18 protein-coding genes are annotated in these 18,068 nt (G+C 64.0%); 10 read left to right on the forward strand and 8 right to left on the reverse strand.

The genetic code is table 11. The features are described 5' to 3' along the window. Positions 1-29: 29 nt before the first annotated feature. From ACR0MM_RS07285 to ACR0MM_RS07295, 3 genes are all read right to left on the reverse strand, one after another. Positions 30-1,187 (reverse strand): acyl-CoA dehydrogenase family protein, encoded by a 1,158-nt coding sequence (locus tag ACR0MM_RS07285; protein ID WP_480695255.1) that lies wholly within the window; start codon positions 1,185-1,187, stop codon positions 30-32. A 108-nt stretch (positions 1,188-1,295) separates the two neighbouring features. Beyond that, positions 1,296-2,087 carry a TIGR03084 family metal-binding protein gene (locus tag ACR0MM_RS07290; protein WP_480695257.1) on the reverse strand — a complete coding sequence of 264 codons (792 nt, stop codon included), beginning with the start codon at positions 2,085-2,087 and terminating at the stop codon, positions 1,296-1,298. Positions 2,088-2,134: 47 nt separating this feature from the next. Continuing rightward, complete coding sequence (locus ACR0MM_RS07295; RefSeq protein WP_480695259.1) at positions 2,135-2,698, reverse strand: TetR/AcrR family transcriptional regulator; 564 nt, start codon at positions 2,696-2,698, stop codon at positions 2,135-2,137. A 305-nt stretch (positions 2,699-3,003) separates the two neighbouring features. Between ACR0MM_RS07295 and ACR0MM_RS07300 the strand changes: the two genes are divergently transcribed. Genes ACR0MM_RS07300 through ACR0MM_RS07310 form a run of 3 tightly spaced genes read left to right on the forward strand, consistent with a single transcriptional unit; the run spans position 3,004 to position 4,393 of the window. Continuing rightward, positions 3,004-3,468: a nuclear transport factor 2 family protein gene (locus tag ACR0MM_RS07300; RefSeq protein ID WP_480695261.1), complete on the forward strand. Its 465-nt coding sequence runs from the start codon at positions 3,004-3,006 to the stop codon at positions 3,466-3,468. Between the two features lie 14 nt (positions 3,469-3,482). Continuing rightward, positions 3,483-4,097, forward strand: a complete 615-nt coding sequence (locus tag ACR0MM_RS07305) for a pyridoxamine 5'-phosphate oxidase family protein (protein WP_480695263.1) — start codon at positions 3,483-3,485, stop codon at positions 4,095-4,097. 47 nt (positions 4,098-4,144) lie between these two features. After that, positions 4,145-4,393, forward strand: coding sequence for a hypothetical protein (locus tag ACR0MM_RS07310; RefSeq protein ID WP_480695265.1), 249 nt, complete (start codon positions 4,145-4,147; stop codon positions 4,391-4,393). A gap of 68 nt (positions 4,394-4,461) precedes the next feature. Here ACR0MM_RS07310 and ACR0MM_RS07315 read toward each other — a convergent pair whose 3' ends face one another. Continuing rightward, on the reverse strand, positions 4,462-5,130 hold the full coding sequence (locus ACR0MM_RS07315; RefSeq protein WP_480695267.1) for a TetR/AcrR family transcriptional regulator: 669 nt from the start codon (positions 5,128-5,130) through the stop codon (positions 4,462-4,464). A gap of 64 nt (positions 5,131-5,194) precedes the next feature. On the opposite strand from ACR0MM_RS07315, the gene ACR0MM_RS07320 reads away from it, so the two are divergent. The 6 genes from ACR0MM_RS07320 (at position 5,195) to ACR0MM_RS07345 (ending at position 13,268) form a co-directional block, all read left to right on the forward strand. After that, positions 5,195-6,511, forward strand: a complete 1,317-nt coding sequence (locus ACR0MM_RS07320; protein ID WP_480695269.1) for a flavin-containing monooxygenase — start codon at positions 5,195-5,197, stop codon at positions 6,509-6,511. Next, positions 6,508-7,410, forward strand: a complete 903-nt coding sequence (locus ACR0MM_RS07325) for a bile acid:sodium symporter family protein (RefSeq protein ID WP_170337661.1) — start codon at positions 6,508-6,510, stop codon at positions 7,408-7,410. Before ACR0MM_RS07320 ends, ACR0MM_RS07325 begins: the two co-directional genes overlap by 4 nt. Next, positions 7,407-8,339: an SDR family oxidoreductase gene (locus tag ACR0MM_RS07330; protein WP_480695271.1), complete on the forward strand. Its 933-nt coding sequence runs from the start codon at positions 7,407-7,409 to the stop codon at positions 8,337-8,339. Before ACR0MM_RS07325 ends, ACR0MM_RS07330 begins: the two co-directional genes overlap by 4 nt. Beyond that, a complete protein-coding gene (locus tag ACR0MM_RS07335) occupies positions 8,336-9,094 on the forward strand; it encodes an SDR family NAD(P)-dependent oxidoreductase (protein WP_480695273.1) in 759 nt (252 codons plus the stop codon). The genes ACR0MM_RS07330 and ACR0MM_RS07335 overlap by 4 nt, the downstream gene beginning before the upstream one ends. Before the next feature lie 133 nt (positions 9,095-9,227). After that, entirely contained in the window at positions 9,228-10,100 is an 873-nt protein-coding gene (locus ACR0MM_RS07340) for an NAD(P)-dependent oxidoreductase (protein ID WP_480695275.1), read from the forward strand. 102 nt (positions 10,101-10,202) lie between these two features. Next, the gene (locus ACR0MM_RS07345) at positions 10,203-13,268 is read left to right on the forward strand and encodes an aminotransferase class III-fold pyridoxal phosphate-dependent enzyme (protein WP_480695277.1); all 3,066 of its coding nucleotides are present in this window, start codon (positions 10,203-10,205) and stop codon (positions 13,266-13,268) included. Positions 13,269-13,311: 43 nt separating this feature from the next. Here ACR0MM_RS07345 and ACR0MM_RS07350 read toward each other — a convergent pair whose 3' ends face one another. Continuing rightward, on the reverse strand, positions 13,312-13,788 hold the full coding sequence (locus ACR0MM_RS07350) for a hypothetical protein (RefSeq protein WP_480695279.1): 477 nt from the start codon (positions 13,786-13,788) through the stop codon (positions 13,312-13,314). After that, a complete protein-coding gene (gene hemP / locus ACR0MM_RS07355; protein WP_005978533.1) occupies positions 13,785-13,952 on the reverse strand; it encodes a hemin uptake protein HemP in 168 nt (55 codons plus the stop codon). The genes ACR0MM_RS07350 and hemP overlap by 4 nt, the downstream gene beginning before the upstream one ends. 220 nt (positions 13,953-14,172) lie before the next feature. Between hemP and gph the strand changes: the two genes are divergently transcribed. Further along, entirely contained in the window at positions 14,173-14,847 is a 675-nt protein-coding gene (gene gph, locus ACR0MM_RS07360) for a phosphoglycolate phosphatase (protein WP_170366743.1), read from the forward strand. A 222-nt stretch (positions 14,848-15,069) separates the two neighbouring features. Here the strand turns inward: gph and ACR0MM_RS07365 are convergent, their stop codons facing one another. Then, complete coding sequence (locus ACR0MM_RS07365; RefSeq protein ID WP_170370957.1) at positions 15,070-16,317, reverse strand: acetate/propionate family kinase; 1,248 nt, start codon at positions 16,315-16,317, stop codon at positions 15,070-15,072. After that, positions 16,314-17,702 (reverse strand): bifunctional enoyl-CoA hydratase/phosphate acetyltransferase, encoded by a 1,389-nt coding sequence (locus ACR0MM_RS07370; RefSeq protein ID WP_480695281.1) that lies wholly within the window; start codon positions 17,700-17,702, stop codon positions 16,314-16,316. Before ACR0MM_RS07370 ends, ACR0MM_RS07365 begins: the two co-directional genes overlap by 4 nt. Positions 17,703-18,068: the final 366 nt, after the last annotated feature.

The following is an 18,068-nucleotide window of genomic DNA, read 5'->3' on the forward strand; positions in this document are numbered from 1 at the left end:
GGCCGTTGACGACGGGCGGGAGCGCCCGGTCAAACGTCGATCGAGCGGGCGATGAGTTCCTTCATCACCTCGTTGGTGCCACCATAGATCATCTGCACCCGCGCATCCGCGTAAAGCCGCGCGATCGGGTATTCCATCATGAAGCCATAGCCGCCGAACAGCTGCAGGCATTCGTGCATGATCTCGTTCTGCACCTCGGAGCCCCAGTATTTCACCATCGAGGCCGTGGCTGCGTCCAGCTGACCGGCCTCCAGCTTGCCGATGCAGTCATTGACGAAGCTGCGCAGCACCTCGGCCTTGGTCTTACATTCCGCCAGCTTGAAGCGAGTGTTCTGGAAGTCCATCACCCGCTGGCCGAACGCCTTGCGCTCTTGGGTGTATTTGACCGTCTCGGAGATGGCGAAATCGATCGCGCCCAGCGCCATGATGCCGATGGTCAGACGTTCCCACGGCAGTTGCTTCATCAGCTGATAGAAACCCTGACCTTCTTCGGAACCCAGCAGGTTGGTCATCGGCAACTTCACGTCCTCGAAGAACAGCTCGGCCGTGTCATTGGCCTTCATGCCCAGCTTCTTGAGGTTGCGGCCCCGGCGGAAGCCCTCGGCCCCTTCGGTCTCGACCGCGATCAGCGACACGCCCTTGGAACCCAGCGACTTGTCGGTCTTGGCGGCCACGATGATCAGGTCGGCGGTCTGGCCATTGGTGATGAAGATCTTGGACCCGTTCATCCGGTAGGAATTGCCATCCTTCTCGGCGGTGGTGCGGATCGCCTGAACGTCCGAGCCTGTGCCCGGTTCGGTCATCGCCAGCGCGCCGACCATCTCGCCCGAGGCCAGCTTGGGCAGCCATTTCTTCTTTTGGTCCTCGCTGCCATAGGCGGTGATGTAATGGATCACGATCGACTGGATGCCATAGCCCCAGCCCGCATCCCCGCGCGAGGTCTGCTCATAGATCGTGACCGCATCAAAACCCATGCCGCCGCCGACGCCGCCGAATTCCTCGGGGATGGCCCCGGCCATCAGCCCGGTTTCCCCGGCCTTCCGCCAGAAGTCGCGATCGACTACGCCCTGCTCGGCCCAGGCTTCGATGTTGAGCACAAGTTCATCATCCATGAACCGTCCGGCCATTTCGGCAAACATGCGGTGTTCGTCAGTGACCCAGGAAGCGGTCGAGGTAAAAAGCGACATGATTGGTTCTCCGGAATTCTGTTGGCGGAAAGGGTAGCTTTCGCCGCCGATTCCGCCAATCCGGGTGACGCCGCGTCGGTTTGCGCTGCTACGCAACGTCCTTTGGCGTCAATGCCCTACGCAATGCCGGGCACCGGGCGGCGGCGGCGTTTCGGGGGCGCCGGCGAAACACTGAGCGATGGCCATCCATTCCTGCGCGACCGGCCCCTGCACCGACAGGCCGGTGTCCGCCACGTTTCGGGTCTGTGTCACAACGCGGGCAAAATCGACGGCCGGCCCTTCGATCAGGTCGGCGCCGGGCGCGCCGAACTCCCACAGCGCCCCGGAAGGCGCGATCAGGCGCAGATGGGGCGTCACCGGAGGAACCGGGCGGCCATGCACCGTGTAGGTCCAGCCAAAGGTGTTCACGCCCAGCACGACGATGTTGCGGATGCGGGCGGTCTCGGGCCGGGTCAGGCCAAGAATGTCGAATACCTCCTGCCCATGCGCCCAGGTCTCCATCTGCCGGGCGGTCATCGAGGACCGCACCGACATGTCCGGCCCCACCCATTTGACCCGCGCCTTGGGGTCCAGCCCCGACCAGTCGCGGCCCATTCGGCTGCATAGATCAGACCATGCGGCGCGCAGATCATGTCCACGCTCAGTGATTGCAGCGTTTTCCGTGGCGCGAAATCCCTCGGCCTGAATGCGCGGCATCACCTGCTGCACCCTTGCATCGAACGCATTCGGGTCGCGCTGTGACAGGTCGGCCATCTGGTTCCAGAAATGCAGGTGCACCAACACGTCGTCGATCGTCCAGTCTTTGAACTGGGTCACGATCTGCCAGTCCGCGGCACCCAGCCCCGTCAGTGCGTCATCAAGAACCTGACATTCTTCCAGAAAATCCGAGGCCTGCTGCATACGCCCCCCTTTTACCTGCTTCGGGAACTAAAGCGGGTTTTCATGGGTCAAGCCAGCGCGTTTTTCAGCAAGACTGCAGCCGCCTCTTTGGCGTCGCGCGCGGGATCGCCGTTGCGGAGCAGCACGGCGGTGACGATCGCACCCTCTTTCAGCAGCAGCAGCTGGCAGGCCAGCTTGTCCGGGTCCTGCGCGCCGGCCTTGCGACACAGGTCGGTGAAATACTCCAGCAGCAGGCGCTTGTGCTCGCCCGCCTGCACATGAATCGGGTGGTCGGGGTCTTGGTACTCGGCACCGGCCTTGATGAACATGCAGCCGCGAAAGTTATCCTCGCGGAACCATTCGCCCAGCGCATCGAACGCGGCCAGCAGTTGATCGGCGGGGGTGTCGGCCAGTTCCTCGATCCGGCGCACGAACCAGTTGCGGAAATTCTCGTCCCGCAGGCGCAGTACCGCCAGGATCAGCTCTTCCTTGGTGCGGAAATGCTTGTACATCGAGGTCTTGGACACGCCGGTTTCGACCACCAGCCGGTCCATTCCGGTGGCGTGAAACCCGTCGCGGTAAAACACCTGCAGTGCTTTACGGACCAGCTCGTCCCGTTTGTTCGGACGCATGATTCGGCTCCTTTGCGTACAGATCAGTACATAATGCCTTTGCCACGCAGGTGCAATTCACACCGCTGAAGGCGCTGTTTTTTAATCATATTCTCCATCCAGAAAAGCTGATTATGAAACTTTTTTCGGCTCAAGGATTGAAAAAGTTAACCGATCTGTACATCTTATCAGCACAGTTTACCGATCTGTACACCCAAAGGATTTGACCGATGCGACGCCGCGCCAGCCCATTTCCCGCAAGCTATGTTCCCTTTCTTCTGACCGTGGCCCTTCTCGCCGCCACCCTCGCCTGAAAGTCTCTGACCATGCAGCGCCCTCCTCTGCCCCCGTTCACGACGCAGACCGCCATCGAAAAGGTCCGCAAGGCCGAAGACGCCTGGAACAGCCGCAACCCCGACATCGTGACCCCGGCCTATACCGAGGACAGCCAGTGGCGGAACCGGGCTGAGTTCCTGACCAGCCACGCCGAGATCCACGCCTTTCTGACCCGCAAATGGCGCACCGAACTGGACTATCGCCTGATCAAGGAGCTGTGGGCCTGTGACGGGAACCGCATCGCGGTGCGCTATGCCTATGAATGGCACGACGACAGCGGCCAGTGGTTCCGGTCCTACGGCAACGAAAACTGGGAGTTCGCCGCCGATGGCCGGATGGCCCAGCGACATACGTCCTTGAACGATCTGCCGATCACCGACGCCCAGCGCCTGTTTCACTGGCCCCTGGGGCCCCGGCCCGCCGACCATCCCGGCCTGTCCGACCTGAACCTGTGAAAGGAGGCACCCGCATGCCCCGCGCCTTTTCCGAACTGACCTTCACCCCCGCCGTCCGCGCCCACCAGAAACGGATGGGGTCCGCCGCATCCTATGCAAAGTTCATCGACGGCGGCCCGCAGCAGGGCCACCTGATCGGCCCCGCCGAGCAAGCCTTCATCGAGGCGCGCGACGGGTTCTATCAATCCACCGTGTCCGAGACCGGCTGGCCCTATGTCCAGTATCGCGGCGGGCCTGCAGGGTTTCTGAAGGTGCTGGACGACCGGACCATCGGCTATGCGGATTTCTCGGGCAACAAGCAGTATATCTCGCGCGGGAATCTGGACGGCAATGACCGGATCGCGCTGATACTGATGGACTATGCCAACCAGCGCAGGCTCAAGATCCTGGGCCGCGTGGACTTTCGCGAAGGCGCCGAGGCCGCGCGCGACATTATCCCCGACGCGGCCGAGGCCGAACGCGCGGCGATCATCCATGTCGCGGCGCTGGACTGGAACTGCCCGCGCCACATCACCCCCCGCTTCACCGAAGCCGAACTGCGCCCGCATCTGAACGAGCTGGGACGTCAGTTGGCGCAGTTGCAGGCCGAGAACGACCAACTGCGGCAGGCCCTGGCCCGGAAAGCCTGAGCCACCCCCAAGACCCCGAACCCGTCAGCAACAGGAGTATCAATACCATGCTACGCGCGATTACCAACACACTTGCCACCCTGACCGCCGGATCGGTCTTCGCCGTCTCGGTCGTGACCGTCGGCTTCTACCTCTCGCCCGAGGCCGTGCGCGCCGACGAGCCAGACCCGTTCCAGACCCAGTTCCGCGCGCAGGCCATCGAAGCGATGCAGAGCGCTTATCCCGTACTTACCCCCTACACAAAATCCAAGGCGCAAACAAAGCCCGAGTCGTCACCCAAGCTGCCGACAAACTGACAATTGAGGGCCGAGATTTTGAATCCCTGCGCGTCTCGGGGCCCGCCCGCGCCATCGGCTGAGCCGGGTCAGGGCCGCGCGCGGCCCGAGTGCACCATTGCCTCGATCCCCGCGGCGCAGAATTCGACCAGTTGGTCGATCCCGGACAGATCGCCCCCCTGTGACAGCGCCTGCACCCGCCAGGCGCTGTTGAGATGCGCCAGCATCGCCGAGACCGAATAGACCTGGCCCGTAGCCAACAGCGCCGGGTCGGCCTGCGGATACAGTGCGGCGATTTCACGGATGAACAGCTGAGCGGTAGGGTCGAAACACTCGGCCGCGATTTGGCGCCAGCGCGGATCGACCGACACATGCGCCACCAGCCGCCCGTAGGCCATCCAGCCCGGACCGCCGGATTCGGCAAGGCTGACATAGGGGCGGATGAAACAGTCCAGAATGTCCCGCAGGGTCAGCGGGCCCTGCGCGCGCCGATCCTCCAGCGCCTGCATCCTGATCCGGGCAAGCGCGTCGGCGCGGCGCGCGACGGTCTGGAAGAACAGCTCTTCCTTCCCGCCGCCATGGTGGTGGACCAAACCCACCTGCACCCCGGCGCGCGTGGCGATGTCGCGGATCGAGGCGCCCTCGAATCCCCGTTCCGCGAACAGCGCCTCGGCCGCGTCCAGAATCCGCGCCTTGGTTTCAAGCGACCGGGCCGATGGCGCCCTTTGCCTTTGTTTTTCAATGTATTTCGCGCTCATGTTTTTCATCTTGCCTTATTTTGGACGATCGTTCAAGTTAATCGCCACGAGCAGGGGAGGGTTCATGACACAAGCACGCAAGGCATATGCCTTGATCGGCGCAGGTCCGATGGGGCTGGCGGCGGCCAAGGTGCTGAAGGAACAGGGCATCCCGTTCCAGGGTTTCGAGCTGCATTCCGATGTGGGCGGGCTGTGGGATGTCGATGCGCCACGGTCGACCATGTACGAATCCGCGCATCTGATCTCGTCCAAGACGATGACCGAATTTGCCGATTTCCCGATGGGCGACGACGTGGCCGAATACCCGTCGCACCGGCAGATGCGCGACTATTTCCGGGCTTTTGCCGATCATTTCGAACTGCGCGATCACTACAGGTTCAACACCGAAGTGATCGACGCATCGCCCCTGGGCGCACCGGGCGATGGCTGGCGGCTGACCTGGCGGGACGACCAGGGCACGCATAGCGGCGAGTTTGCCGGGGTGCTGATCGCCAATGGCACCCTATCCGAACCCAACATGCCCGATTTTCCCGGCCGGTTCGACGGCGAGTTGATCCACGCCTCGCAGTACCGCTATCCCAGCCAGTTCGACGGCAAGCGAGTGCTGGTGGTGGGCGCGGGCAATTCCGGGTGTGACATTGCGGTGGACGCCATCCATCACGCCGCGCAGTGCGACCTGTCGATGCGGCGGGGATACTATTTCGTGCCGAAATACGTCTTTGGCAAACCCGCCGACACGTTGGGCGGGATGATCCGCCTGCCCATGTGGCTAAAGCGCCGGATCGACGGGATGATCCTGCGCTGGTTCGTGGGCGACCCCCAGAAATATGGCTTTCCCAAGCCCGACTACAAACTGTACGAAAGCCACCCGGTGGTGAATTCGCTGGTCCTGTACCACGCGGGCCACGGCGACCTGCGCATTCGCCCCGATATCGACCGGATCGAGGGCCGCACGGTCCAATTCAAGGACGGCAGCGCCAGCGCCTATGACATGATCCTGGCCGCGACCGGGTACAAGCTGCATTACCCGTTCATCGACCCGAACCTGCTGAACTGGCAGGGCGATGCGCCGCATCTGTACCTGAACGCCATGCACCCCGAACGCGACGACCTGTTCGTGCTGGGCATGATCGAGGCCACCGGGCTGGGCTGGCAAGGACGCCACGAGCAGGCCGAAATGGTGGCGCGCTATATCAAGGGTCTTCAGTCCGGCTGCCCCGTGGCCGCGGCGCTGAAGGCGGAGAAACAAAAAGACTATCGGCGCGCCACCGGAGGCATGCAGTACCTGAACCTGCCCCGCATGGCCTATTACGTGGACAAGGCGACCTATCGCAAGGCGGTGACGGACTGGATCGCGCGGTTCCGGAAAGCCCGCGCATGACCGGAATCGACGAGATCACGCTGAATTTCAGCCCCGGCTCGCTGACCCTGCTGAACGCGATCCTGGCGATCGTGATGTTCTCGATCGCCATCGACCTGTCACCACGCGACTTCGACCGGCTGCGGCGCGCGCCCAAGCCAGTGGTGGTGGGACTGGCCTCGCAATTCCTGGTGCTGCCGGCGCTGACCTTCCTGCTGGTCTGGCTGACCGAGCCGCGCCCCTCGATCGCCTTGGGGCTGATCCTGGTGGCGGCCTGTCCCGGGGGCAATATCTCGAATTTCATCACCCATCGGGCGGGCGGAAACGCGGCGCTGTCGGTGTCGATGACCGCCTTCGCCACCATCGGGGCCATCGTGATGACCCCGTTCAACATCGCGTTGTGGGGCGGGCTGTACCCGCCGACCCGCGCGATTCTGCAGCAGACCCAGATCGACCCGGTGCAAATCGCCATCATCGTCGGACTGATGCTGATCCTGCCGCTGGTTCTAGGGGTGACCCTGAACCAGAAGCGCCCCGCCCTGACGGCGCGGCTGCGCGGGCCGCTGCAGATCCTGTCCATGGCCATTTTCGTGGCTTTCATCGTGCTCGCCCTGGCGGCCAACTGGAGTTTCTTCCTAGGCTACGCCGGGGCGGTCGCCGGGCTTGTGATCGCTCACAACGCACTGGCACTGGGGGGCGGTTGGGTTGTGGCCACTCTGACCCGGCTGTCCCCCTTTGACCGGCGCGCAATCACCATCGAGACCGGCATCCAGAATTCGGGCCTTGGACTGGTGCTGATCTTCGCCTTTTTCAACGGCTTGGGCGGCATGGCCGTGGTGGCCGCCTTCTGGGGGATCTGGCATGCCATCTCGGGGCTGGCGCTGGCGCAGCTGATGGCCCGGACCGAGGCCGCCCGATGACCCGCATCCTGATCACCGGCGCCGCAGGGCTGGTGGGCCGCGCCCTGCTGGACGAGCTGAGCGACCATCAGGTGTTTGCCACCGACCTGCGCCGCCCCGCGACGCTGCCGGACGAGGTTCCGTTTCTGCGCATGGATGTCACCACGGGCGACCCCGCCCGGGTGATCGCCAAGGTGAAGCCCGAGGTGATCGTGCATCTGGCCTCGATCGTCACGCCGCCGCCGGGGATGTCGCGGGCCGAGGCCCACGCGGTGGATGTGGGCGGCACGCGCAAGGTGGTCGATGCCGCGCTGGCCCATGGCGTGCGGCGGCTGGTCGTCACCTCGTCGGGAGCGGCCTATGGCTATCACGCGGACAACCCGGTGCCGCTGCGCGAAACCGATCCAGTGCGCGGCAACCCCGAGTTTCCCTATTCCGACCACAAGCGGCAGGTCGAGGAATTGCTGGCCGAGGCCCGAACGGCCGCGCCGCAGCTGGAACAGGTGGTGCTTCGGGTGGGCACGGTGCTGGGCGACGGCACCGACAACCAGATCACCGCCCTGTTCCGCAAGCCCCGCCTGCTGGCGGTGGCGGGCAGCGACAGCCCCTTCGTGTTCATCTGGACCCGCGATCTGGCCCGCATCCTGAAACGCGCGGCCACCGATGGACCGCCCGGGGTGTACAACGTCGCCGGGGACGGCGCGCTGAGCGTCGACGATCTGGCCCGCGCGCTGGACAAACCCGTCCTGCGCCTGCCGGCCCGGGCGCTCAAGGCGGCGCTTGCCGTGGCCCGCCCTCTGCGCCTGTCGCGCTACGGGCCTGAACAGGTGCGGTTCCTGCAATACCGACCGGTTTTGGACAATACGGCGCTGAAGACCGTGTTCGGCTATGTCCCGCAGAAGACCAGCGCCGAGGTGTTCGACCTTTGGAAAAGGAGTGTGGGTCTGTGAAAACCGCAGTGATTTCGGGCGGGGCCGGCGGGCTGGGTCAGGCGCTCTCGGCCGCGCTGCAAGAGCGTGGATGGCGCGTGGTCCTGCTGGATCTGAAGGTGGACGGGGTGCAGGACACCGCCACGCAGATGGCGATTGCCTGTGATCTGACCGATCCGGATCAACTGGCGCGCGCCGTCAACGATACGCTTGCGCATTGCGGCAGCATCGATCTGGTCATCTACAACGCCGGGATCACCCAGATCTGCGGGTTCGATCAGTCCGACGACACCAGCCACCGCAAGGTGTTCGAGATCAACTATTTCGCGGCCGTCGCGATGGCCCGCGCCTTTCTGCCCGCGCTGCGCCAGTCGCGTGGGGCGCATCTGGCGATCTCGTCGGTGGCGGGGTTTGCGCCGCTGTATCACCGGACGGCTTATGCGGCCTCGAAACACGCGCTGGAAGGTTTCTTCAAATCGCTGCGATCCGAAGAACGGCCCCATGGCGTGCGGGTGCATATCGCGGCGCCCTCATTCGTGGCGACCAACCCGGGCCGGGCCGAGCGGCAGCCCGATGGCACCGCACGCCCCGGATCGGCCAGTGACGGCATGGACGAGATGACCCCCGAGGCGGCCGCCCGCGTGATCCTGCGAGGGATGGATCGCGGGCGGCCCGTCATTCCGGTGGGCCGGGTGGCGCGACTGGCGTGGTGGCTGAACCGGCTGGCCCCACGCCTGTACCAGCGCCTGATGGAGCGCAATATCAGCGGCGCGTGACGCGCGGCCATTATTTGCGGCCTGTCTCCCGGTGCGGGGTTGCCCTTTGGGCGCGGCTTTGCTTTGTCTCTGGCAAGCATTCCGGCCAGTGGGCGTTTTCTGCTCTGGACCGGTCACAGGGAGGACCTCGAAAATGGCGAAAGTTGCATTCCTTGGCCTGGGCGTCATGGGCTATCCGATGGCCGGGCATCTGCAGGCGGCCGGGCATGAGGTGACCGTCTACAACCGCACCGCGGCCAAGGCGGAGAAATGGGTGTCGCAGCATGGTGGCCAGATGGCGACCACGCCGCGCGGTGCCGCCGAGGGGGCGGAGTTCGTGATGGCCTGCGTCGGCAACGACGACGATCTGCGCATGGTCTGCACGGGCGAGGACGGCGCGTTCGGCGGCATGGCGGAAGGCGCGGTTTTCGTTGACCACACCACCGTTTCGGCCAAGGTCACGCGTGAACTGTACGCGGCCGCCAAGGCGCGCGGGATCTCTTTTGTCGATGCGCCGATCTCGGGCGGCCAGGCCGGGGCCGAGAACGGGGTTCTGTCGATCATGTGCGGCGGCGATCAGGCCGCCTATGACCGGGCCGAGCCGGTGATGCAGGTCTATGCCAAGATCTGCCGCCGCATCGGAGACAGCGGCGCGGGCCAGATGACCAAGATGTGCAACCAGATCGCCATCGCCGGGCTGGTTCAGGGCCTGAGCGAAGCGCTGCATTTCGCCGAGAAGGCCGGGCTGGACGGGCGGGCGGTGGTCGAGGTGATCAGCCAGGGGGCCGCCGGCAGCTGGCAGATGTCGAACCGGTACGAGACCATGCTGGACGACCATTTCGACCACGGCTTTGCTGTGGACTGGATGCGCAAGGACCTTGGCATCTGCCTGGACACGGCGGACGAGACCGGGGCATCGCTGCCGGTGACCGCGCTGGTCGATCAGTTCTACAAGGATGTGCAGAAGATGGGCGGCGGCCGCTGGGACACCTCGTCGTTGATCAAGCGCCTGCGGGCCATGGGGTAAGGTGGGGGCTGTCTGCCCCCCATCGCGCCACAGCGCGATTCCCCCCGAGGATATATTCAGCCAGATGAAGAGGGCCCCGGCGCGCACGGGGCGGAAGTTCGAATGAATGATGTCAGTGAGTTTTGGGCGGCCGCGCTGCGGCGGGTCTGGGGGCTGGACGCCCGGCTCTCGCGGTTGGATGGCGAGTATGACCTGAATTTCCTGGTGCAGGCCACCAATGGGCAGGACTACGTTCTGAAGGTCATGCGGGCCGGGTGTGACCCGCAGTTGGTGGATCTGCAGATCAAGGCATTGGCGCATATCGCGACCGAGGCCCCCGGGCTGCCGTTTCCCAAGGTGATCCCCGGGCTGGACGGTGGCTTGCTGCCGCAGATCGACGACGACGCGGGACGGCCTCGGCTGGCGTGGCTGCTGGAGCGGCTGCCGGGCCGGTGCTATGCCAAGGCCGCGCCGAAATCCGAGGACCTGATCCTGAAACTGGGCCGGGTATTGGGGGCAACAGATCGGGCTCTGGAGCGGTTTTCGCATCCCGGCCTGGAGCGGCCGGAGTTCAAATGGGACCTGACCCAGGCCGGCTGGATCGCTGACAAACTGGATGCGGTTGCCGACCCCGATCGCGCGGCCCTTCTGCGCGAGATTTGTGCACAGTTCGATGCCGTCGCGGACATGCTGGCCGAGCTGCCCCGGCAGGCCATCCACAATGACGTGAATGACTACAACATCCTGGTCGAAGGAGAGCTGTCGGAGCGCCGGCAGGTCTCGGGCCTGATCGACCTGGGCGACATGTGCGCCGCGCCGCGGGTGTGCGAGTTGGCGATTGCGGGGGCATACGTGGCGCTGGATCACCCACACCCCGAGCGGGCGCTGGCCGCGCTGGTACGGGGCTATCACGCCGCGAACCGGCTGCGCCCGCAGGAAGTGGATTTGCTCTGGCCTCTGCTGCGGATGCGGCTGGCCGTGTCGGTCGTCAACTCCACGCTGATGGCCGCCGAAAACCCCGACGACCCGTATGTGACGATCAGCCAGGCACCGGCCTGGCGCTTTCTCGAGGATGGTTCGGTCAATGGCGAGCTGATGTCGGCGCGGCTGCGGGCGGTCTGCGGGCTGCCCGTCACCGACGGGGCCGAGCGCATTCACGCGTACCTGTCAGAACATCGCGGGCAGTTTGCGCAGTTGTTGGGACAGGACCTGTCGGACGTTCCGATGGGTTCGCTGTCGGTCGAAAACTCGACCTGGCCGCAGAACCCGTTTCACATGCCGCTGGACGAGGCGGCGCGGGTGGGCGCGGAATTCGGCGACGGGTTGTGGCTGGGCTATTACAACGAACCGCGCCTGATCTATGCCGAGCCGACGTTCCGCAAGGGCCCGTGGAAGGCGTCGGACCGGCGCACGGTGCATCTGGCCGTGGATGTGTTCGCGCCGGCGGGGACGCCTTTGCTGGCGCCGCTGAGCGGTCGGGTCGAGGCGGTCGAGAACCGGGCGAACCATCTGGACTATGGCGGCGTGGTGATCCTGCACCACGAAACCCCTGAGGGTGACGCGTTCTATACGCTGTACGGGCATCTGGACCCCGAGGTCTGTGACCGGCTGAAACCGGGCGATCCGGTGGCGCAGGGGGCGGCCTTTGCCCGGCTGGGCGATGCCGGCCAGAACGGCGGCTGGGCGCCGCATGTGCATTTCCAGCTGGCCCTGACCACGGCCGGCATGCAGGCCGACTGGCCGGGCGTCGCCGACCCGGACGAGCTGGACCTGTGGCATGCGGTCTGCCCGAACCCGGCGGCCCTGCTGAACCTGCCCGACGAGAAGGTCTACTATCGCCCGACCGACAAGGCCGAGATCCTGAACAAACGGCGGGCGCATTTCGGCGGCAACCTGAGCCTGACCTATGACGACCCGGTGATGCTGGTGCGCGGCTGGAAACACCACCTGTTTGACGAATGGGGGCGACCCTATCTGGACGCCTACAACAACGTGCCGCATGTGGGGCACGCGCATCCGCGCATTCAGGCCGTGGCGGCGGATCAGTTGAAGCGGATGAATTCGAACACCCGCTATCTGCATCCGGCGCAGGTAGAGTTTGCCGACAAGCTGCTGTCGAAGATGCCCGATCACCTGCAGGTGTGCTTCTTCGTCAACTCGGGCACCGAGGCCAACGAGCTGGCCCTGCGCCTGGCGCGGGCGCATAGCGGGGCCAAGGGCATGGTGACGCCCGATCACGGCTATCATGGCAACACCAATGCGGCGGTCGCCATTTCCGCCTACAAATTCAACAAGCCCGGCGGCGTGGGCCAGGCCGATTGGGTGGAACTGGTCGAGGTGGCCGACGATTATCGCGGCCGGTTCAAACGTGACGACCCCGACCGCGCGCAGAAATATGCCGACCTGGTCGACGACGCGATTGCCGCCTTGCAGCGCAGGGGGCACGGGGTGGCCGGTTTCATCGCCGAGACCTTCCCCTCAGTCGGGGGTCAGATCATCCCGCCCAAAGGCTATCTGCCAGCGGTTTACGAAAAGATCCGCGCCGCCGGCGGCGTCTGCATCGCCGACGAGGTGCAGACGGGCCTGGGTCGGTTGGGCGAGTACTACTTCGGCTTCGAACATCAGGGCGCGTCGCCCGATATCGTGGTTTTGGGCAAACCCATCGGCAACGGCCACCCCCTGGGCGTGCTGGTCACCACGCGCGAGATCGCCGACAGTTTCGACAACGGGATCGAGTTCTTCTCGACCTTCGGCGGATCGACCCTGTCCTGCCGGATCGGCAAAGAGGTGCTGGACATCGTCGATGACGAGGGTCTGCAGGACAATGCCCGCGTGATGGGCGCACGGCTGATGGAAGGTCTGCGCGCGATCGAGGCCGAGTTCGCCTGCGTGGGTGATGTGCGGGGCATGGGGCTGTTTCTGGGGGTCGAACTGATCAACCCCGACGGCTCGGAAGGCACCGAGATCTGCAGATACGTCAAGAATCGGATGCGCGACCACCGCATCCTGATCGGCAGCGAGGGGCCGGGGGACAACATCCTGAAGATCCGCCCGCCTCTGACCATCGAAGCCGAGGATGTGGACATGATTCTGTGGGCGCTGCGGTCAGTGTTGACCGAGGTGGGCGACTTTGCCCCTGCCCCGGTTTGCGACCACAGCCATCACCATGACGGGTGCGGCTGCTGCTGAGATACGCCCCGGCCGAATTCGGCCAGGGCACTGAACCGCGCTGTCAGTGCAGCACGGCCGAGGGGGTCTGATGGCCGGTGGTCGGCAGCGGGATGGCGGCGGTCATGCGCCGCAGGGCCAGCCCGAACTCTTCGGACAGTGACGCCAGTGCGGGCGCGAAATCGGGGCGTACGATCAAGGCGGCCAGCATCATCGCATCCTCGCGCGCTCCTTCCGAGGCCGCCGCGATCATCTGCGCGAAACAGCTTTCGTCCGCGCCCAGACAGGCGCAGCCCAGCCCGTGCCGGATCAGGGGGCGGCGGGCGTGATGGGCACACAGGCTGCACAGACGATCCAGCGCCAGCATGGCCAGTTGCCCATGATCGGCGCCCAGCGCGATGTCGAAGTCATGCGCCGCGTCGGCACGGCTGGCGGCACCGTCACTCCACATCCGCAGATACATGACGGCGCCGGCCTCGATCGGGGTCAGATCGGCCAGCCGCCCGACCGGGGCGCCGCCCCGGGTCGATGCGCCGCTCATTTCGTCAGGATCAATTTGCCCGCGCGGGTGATGCGCAGGGTATACAGCTGGTCGCCCAGCTCAATATGGGCCAGGTTGCCGCCCTGCGTCAGGTCCTCGGCCTTGTGGGCTGGCAGCATCGAAACGGCATAGGCTTGGGTCGGATTCGGGTTCTGCGCGTTCATCGGGTCATCTCCGGTTGTGTTCAGGCAAAGCGCCTTTTCCGTTCAACTTTCATGGATCTGGCTGGCCCGGAACCGGGTTGGCTGCGTGTCTTCGCGCTTAATCTGATAAAAATACTAAGGTATGTCAAGTGCCGGTTTCCTGCTATTCGCACACCGAACCATTGCGCCCTTGCGGCAGGCCCGTTAGGCCGGGTCTCGGCACTTAGAGACGGGAGCGGAGATGACGGCGGCAATCGTGTTTGATCTGGATGGCACGCTGGTGGACAGCCTGGCCGACATTGCGGCAGCAGCGAACCGGATGCTGGCCGATCAGGGCTATGCGCCCCTGCCCGAAGAAACGATCCGGGGATTCGTCGGCAATGGTCTGCCAAAACTGGTTGAGCGCGTGATCCTCCACTGCGGACTGAGCATTGAGCGCCATTCCGAACTGACACAGGTCACGCTGAACCATTACAGCCAGGCATCAAGTGCGATCACCAGGCCTTATCCAGGTGTCAAAGACGCTCTGCGACGACTGCGGGCTGCAAATATCGCGCTAGGGGTCTGCACCAACAAACCGGAAGCGCCCGCGCAGCATATCCTTGAGGTTCTGGATCTGGCGCAGTTCTTCGACGTGGTGATCGGCGGAGATACAGTGAAATCCCGCAAACCCGACCCCGCCCACCTGACCGCCACGTTCGAGGCACTGGGCACAAACGACGCGCGGGTCTTTGTGGGCGACAGCGAAGTGGACGCAGAAACCGCCCAACGTGCCCAAGTCCCATTTATTCTGTATTCGGAAGGGTATCGAAAGTCGCCGGTCTCGGAACTTCCCCATTTGGCCAGCTTCGACGACTTTGCGCGCCTCCCTGACCTGGCAATGCGCATCACGGGCTTATCTGGTACCGGGCTCTAAGGCTTTGGCTGTCAAGGGATTCAACTTTTTTGGGGGTTTTTGAGGGGCCGGCTGAGGGGGTAGGTAGCCAGCCCCTCTTCGGGGAAAGTGGTAGGCCAAGTTTGACCTTGGTTAATCAGACAATAGCCCAGCCCACCTATGCCCGAAATTGGGGGTTTCCCGTAGAGAGACATTTTTTGCGAAAAATTCGCCGAAGACCCTTCGCTGACGTCTAGCGTCTGATCACTCAGGCCCCGAACCACCGGCCGGTGGTAGCGCTGCTGGGCTCGCTTTGTCCAATAGCGTCTCGTACATGTGCGGATAGACGAAGCGAGCAGCCGCACGGGCGATCACCAGTTCCTCGTTGGTGGGGATTACCATGACCTGAACCCGGGACAGCGGTGTCGAGATGATCCGGGCGTGGTCCGTATTGGCATCATGGTCCAGTTCAATCCCCAACCACCCCATGTTGACGCAAATCCTTTCGCGCACCAGCGCAGAATTCTCGCCGATCCCACCAGTGAACACCACCGCATCCAGCCCACCCAGCACAGCCGCAAGGGCACCGAGTTCACGCCGCGCACGAAAATTGAAATAGCTGATGGCCCGGCGCGCGCTGCCGCTGTCAGACTTTTCCAGCGTGCGCATGTCGCTGGACAGACCGGACAGACCCAGCAGACCGGATTTGCGATACAGAAGTTCGGTGATCTCATCCACGCTCATGCCCTTCTGGTCCATGAGGTAGAGGACGACACCGGGATCCAACTGGCCGCATCGGGTTCCCATGGGCAGACCGTCTATGGCCGAGAACCCCATGCTGGACCCGACCGAGCGGCCGTGGATCATACCGCACATCGACGCGCCGTTGCCCAGATGCGCCACGATGACCCGGCCGCCATGCAGCAGCGGTGCGGTTTTGGCCAGATGGCCCGAGATGTATTCGTAGCTGAGGCCGTGAAACCCATAGCGGCGAACGCCCTTGTCATAATACTCGGTCGGCAAGGCAAACGTATCGTTGACCCAGGGGTGACTGCGGTGAAAGGCGGTGTCGAAACAGGCAACCTGCACCGCATCGGGGAACCGCTCGACCGAGGCACGAACACCGCTGAGGTTATAAGGTTGATGCAATGGTGCGAAGGGCGAGAGTTCGTCAAGCGCTGCAAGGCTTTCCGGCGTCAGCAAGATCGGTTGATCGTGGTCAGGACCACCATGAACGATGCGGTGGCCGACGGCTGCAATATTGGCCGCGGGAAATTGCTGGACGATCAGGTCCAGAACATGGTTCAGGGCCTCGTGATGATCGGCAATCCCGTCTGCGACATCACCGCCCAACGTGCGGCCATCCGACGTTTTGGCGCGGATGGTCGCGCCAGCGGCACCGATGCGATCCACGATTCCGGTGCAGATTGCAACCGGGTCATCGGATGGCAACGAAAACAGCCCGAACTTCAGAGACGACGAGCCTGCGTTCAGCGTGATGACATGGCTCATGACCGCCCCCCGGCAATGCGGGCGGCGTGCAGGGCAGCCACGGCGCAGGATGCCAAACGCGCCTTGTCGTCATCCGCGCGGCTGTTCAGGATGATCGGCACCTTCGCCCCCAGAACCACCCCTGCCGCTTCGGCGTTGGCGATATATGTCAGCTGTTTGGCCAGCATGTTGCCCGCATCCAGGTTCGGAACCACAAGTATGTCGGCCTGTCCGGCCACTGGCGAGACGATCCCCTTGATCCGTGCTGCGGCCATGCTGACCGCATTGTCCATGGCCAGCGGACCGTCGACCAAGCCTCCTATGATCTGGCCCCGTTCAGCCATTTTGGACAGCAACGCCGCGTCGATCGAGGACCGAATGGCCGGGTTCACCGTCTCGACCGCCGACAGAACGCCGACCTTGGGCGTTTCCATCCCGATCGAGATCGCCAGATCAATCGCGTTCTGGGTAATGTCGATCTTGGTTTGCAGATCGGGCTCGATATTGATCGCGGCGTCGGTCACCAGCAGCGGGTGCGGTTGCCCGGGCACGTCCATGACGAAAACATGGGTAAAGCGCCGGCCCGCGCGCAATCCCTGATCCTTCCGCAATGCGGCCCTCAGCAGATCATCGGTGTGCAGATGCCCCTTCATCAGCGCCCCGGCCCGGCCTTCGACCACAAGGTCGACGGCGATGCGGGCGGCTTCGCTGTGCTCTTCCGCGGCGACAATCTCGAAACCATCCAGCTTTTCGCCCAGTTCCTGCGCCGCCTGCCCGATCAGGTCCGGGCGACCGACAAGTATCGGCTCAATGATCGTTTCCCGCGCAGCCAGGATCGCGCCGCCCAGCGAGTTCGGGTCCTCCGGCGCGACGACGGCGGTCGGGATGGGATCCAGCGGCCGGGATTTCTCCAGCAACGCGTCGAAGTGACGGTGCCGCTGAACGATCAGGCCGGGAACCTCGATTTCGCGGAACGACAGGGCGCGGTCCGGCGCTATTACCACGGCTTTGCCGCTGACGATGACCGCATAATCCCTGCATCGGGTGACGGTGGTATCCAGGACCACCTCGCGGTTTGCACGCTTTTCGGTGACGACCACACGCGCCAAAAGCTCGTCCCCGGCCATGGCACGGCCCACGAAGTCGAACTGTTGCGATTTGTAAAGCGTCCCGGCCCCGGGAAGGATGTTTCCCAGAACTGCCGAAATCAGCGCGCCCACGAACAGCGATGGCGCTACCGCTTCGGGCCGGTCGTCTCCGTCCCCGTCTTCATGGGCCAGGTGCAGCGGGTTGTGATTGCCCGAATTCGCGGCGAAGGCATAAAAGTCATCCTCGGTGCACAGACGCTTCAGTTCGGCCGTGTCCCCGATGTTGAGCTGATCATAGGGTTTGTTGTGATACTGCATCTGGTTCAACCTGCGAATATTGCGCGCCGAACGCGGCCATACAAGGGCCGAGCGACCGGAGCTGTGTTGCCCGGAACCTGATGGATTACACGCGAAATGTCCAACTCATACCCCGGCACGTCACGTCATATTTGCGTGCCGGAAGACCTTGCACGAGCGATGCAACAAGACGTTGACAGCCACCCGGTTTTTTTGACGCGCCCGCCATCTGGCTTGGGAAAAGGCGATGGAACGCGGCACAACCAAGCGCCAGAGTTGAACGGGATACCGCTGATTGGTAAATCTGAGCGACCTTGGATGCCGGTACACATACCATGATCGCCCCTCAGCGATTGAACCCCCACCAGCGGCGTCCCGACGAGCACT

This window comes from Ruegeria sp. BC6, from assembly GCF_056539185.1.

Coding starts and splice junctions, on each gene's coding strand:
- ACR0MM_RS07300 (WP_480695261.1), top strand. CDS start 3,004: ATGCAGCGCCCTCCTCTGCCCCCGTTCACGACGCAGACCGCCATCGAA.
- ACR0MM_RS07285 (WP_480695255.1), bottom strand. CDS start 1,187: ATGTCGCTTTTTACCTCGACCGCTTCCTGGGTCACTGACGAACACCGC.
- ACR0MM_RS07315 (WP_480695267.1), bottom strand. CDS start 5,130: ATGAGCGCGAAATACATTGAAAAACAAAGGCAAAGGGCGCCATCGGCC.
- ACR0MM_RS07295 (WP_480695259.1), bottom strand. CDS start 2,698: ATGCGTCCGAACAAACGGGACGAGCTGGTCCGTAAAGCACTGCAGGTG.
- ACR0MM_RS07320 (WP_480695269.1), top strand. CDS start 5,195: ATGACACAAGCACGCAAGGCATATGCCTTGATCGGCGCAGGTCCGATG.
- ACR0MM_RS07365 (WP_170370957.1), bottom strand. CDS start 16,317: ATGAGCCATGTCATCACGCTGAACGCAGGCTCGTCGTCTCTGAAGTTC.
- ACR0MM_RS07370 (WP_480695281.1), bottom strand. CDS start 17,702: ATGCAGTATCACAACAAACCCTATGATCAGCTCAACATCGGGGACACG.
- ACR0MM_RS07340 (WP_480695275.1), top strand. CDS start 9,228: ATGGCGAAAGTTGCATTCCTTGGCCTGGGCGTCATGGGCTATCCGATG.
- ACR0MM_RS07325 (WP_170337661.1), top strand. CDS start 6,508: ATGACCGGAATCGACGAGATCACGCTGAATTTCAGCCCCGGCTCGCTG.
- ACR0MM_RS07290 (WP_480695257.1), bottom strand. CDS start 2,087: ATGCAGCAGGCCTCGGATTTTCTGGAAGAATGTCAGGTTCTTGATGAC.
- ACR0MM_RS07310 (WP_480695265.1), top strand. CDS start 4,145: ATGCTACGCGCGATTACCAACACACTTGCCACCCTGACCGCCGGATCG.
- ACR0MM_RS07345 (WP_480695277.1), top strand. CDS start 10,203: ATGAATGATGTCAGTGAGTTTTGGGCGGCCGCGCTGCGGCGGGTCTGG.
- gph (WP_170366743.1), top strand. CDS start 14,173: ATGACGGCGGCAATCGTGTTTGATCTGGATGGCACGCTGGTGGACAGC.
- ACR0MM_RS07305 (WP_480695263.1), top strand. CDS start 3,483: ATGCCCCGCGCCTTTTCCGAACTGACCTTCACCCCCGCCGTCCGCGCC.
- hemP (WP_005978533.1), bottom strand. CDS start 13,952: ATGAACGCGCAGAACCCGAATCCGACCCAAGCCTATGCCGTTTCGATG.
- ACR0MM_RS07350 (WP_480695279.1), bottom strand. CDS start 13,788: ATGAGCGGCGCATCGACCCGGGGCGGCGCCCCGGTCGGGCGGCTGGCC.
- ACR0MM_RS07330 (WP_480695271.1), top strand. CDS start 7,407: ATGACCCGCATCCTGATCACCGGCGCCGCAGGGCTGGTGGGCCGCGCC.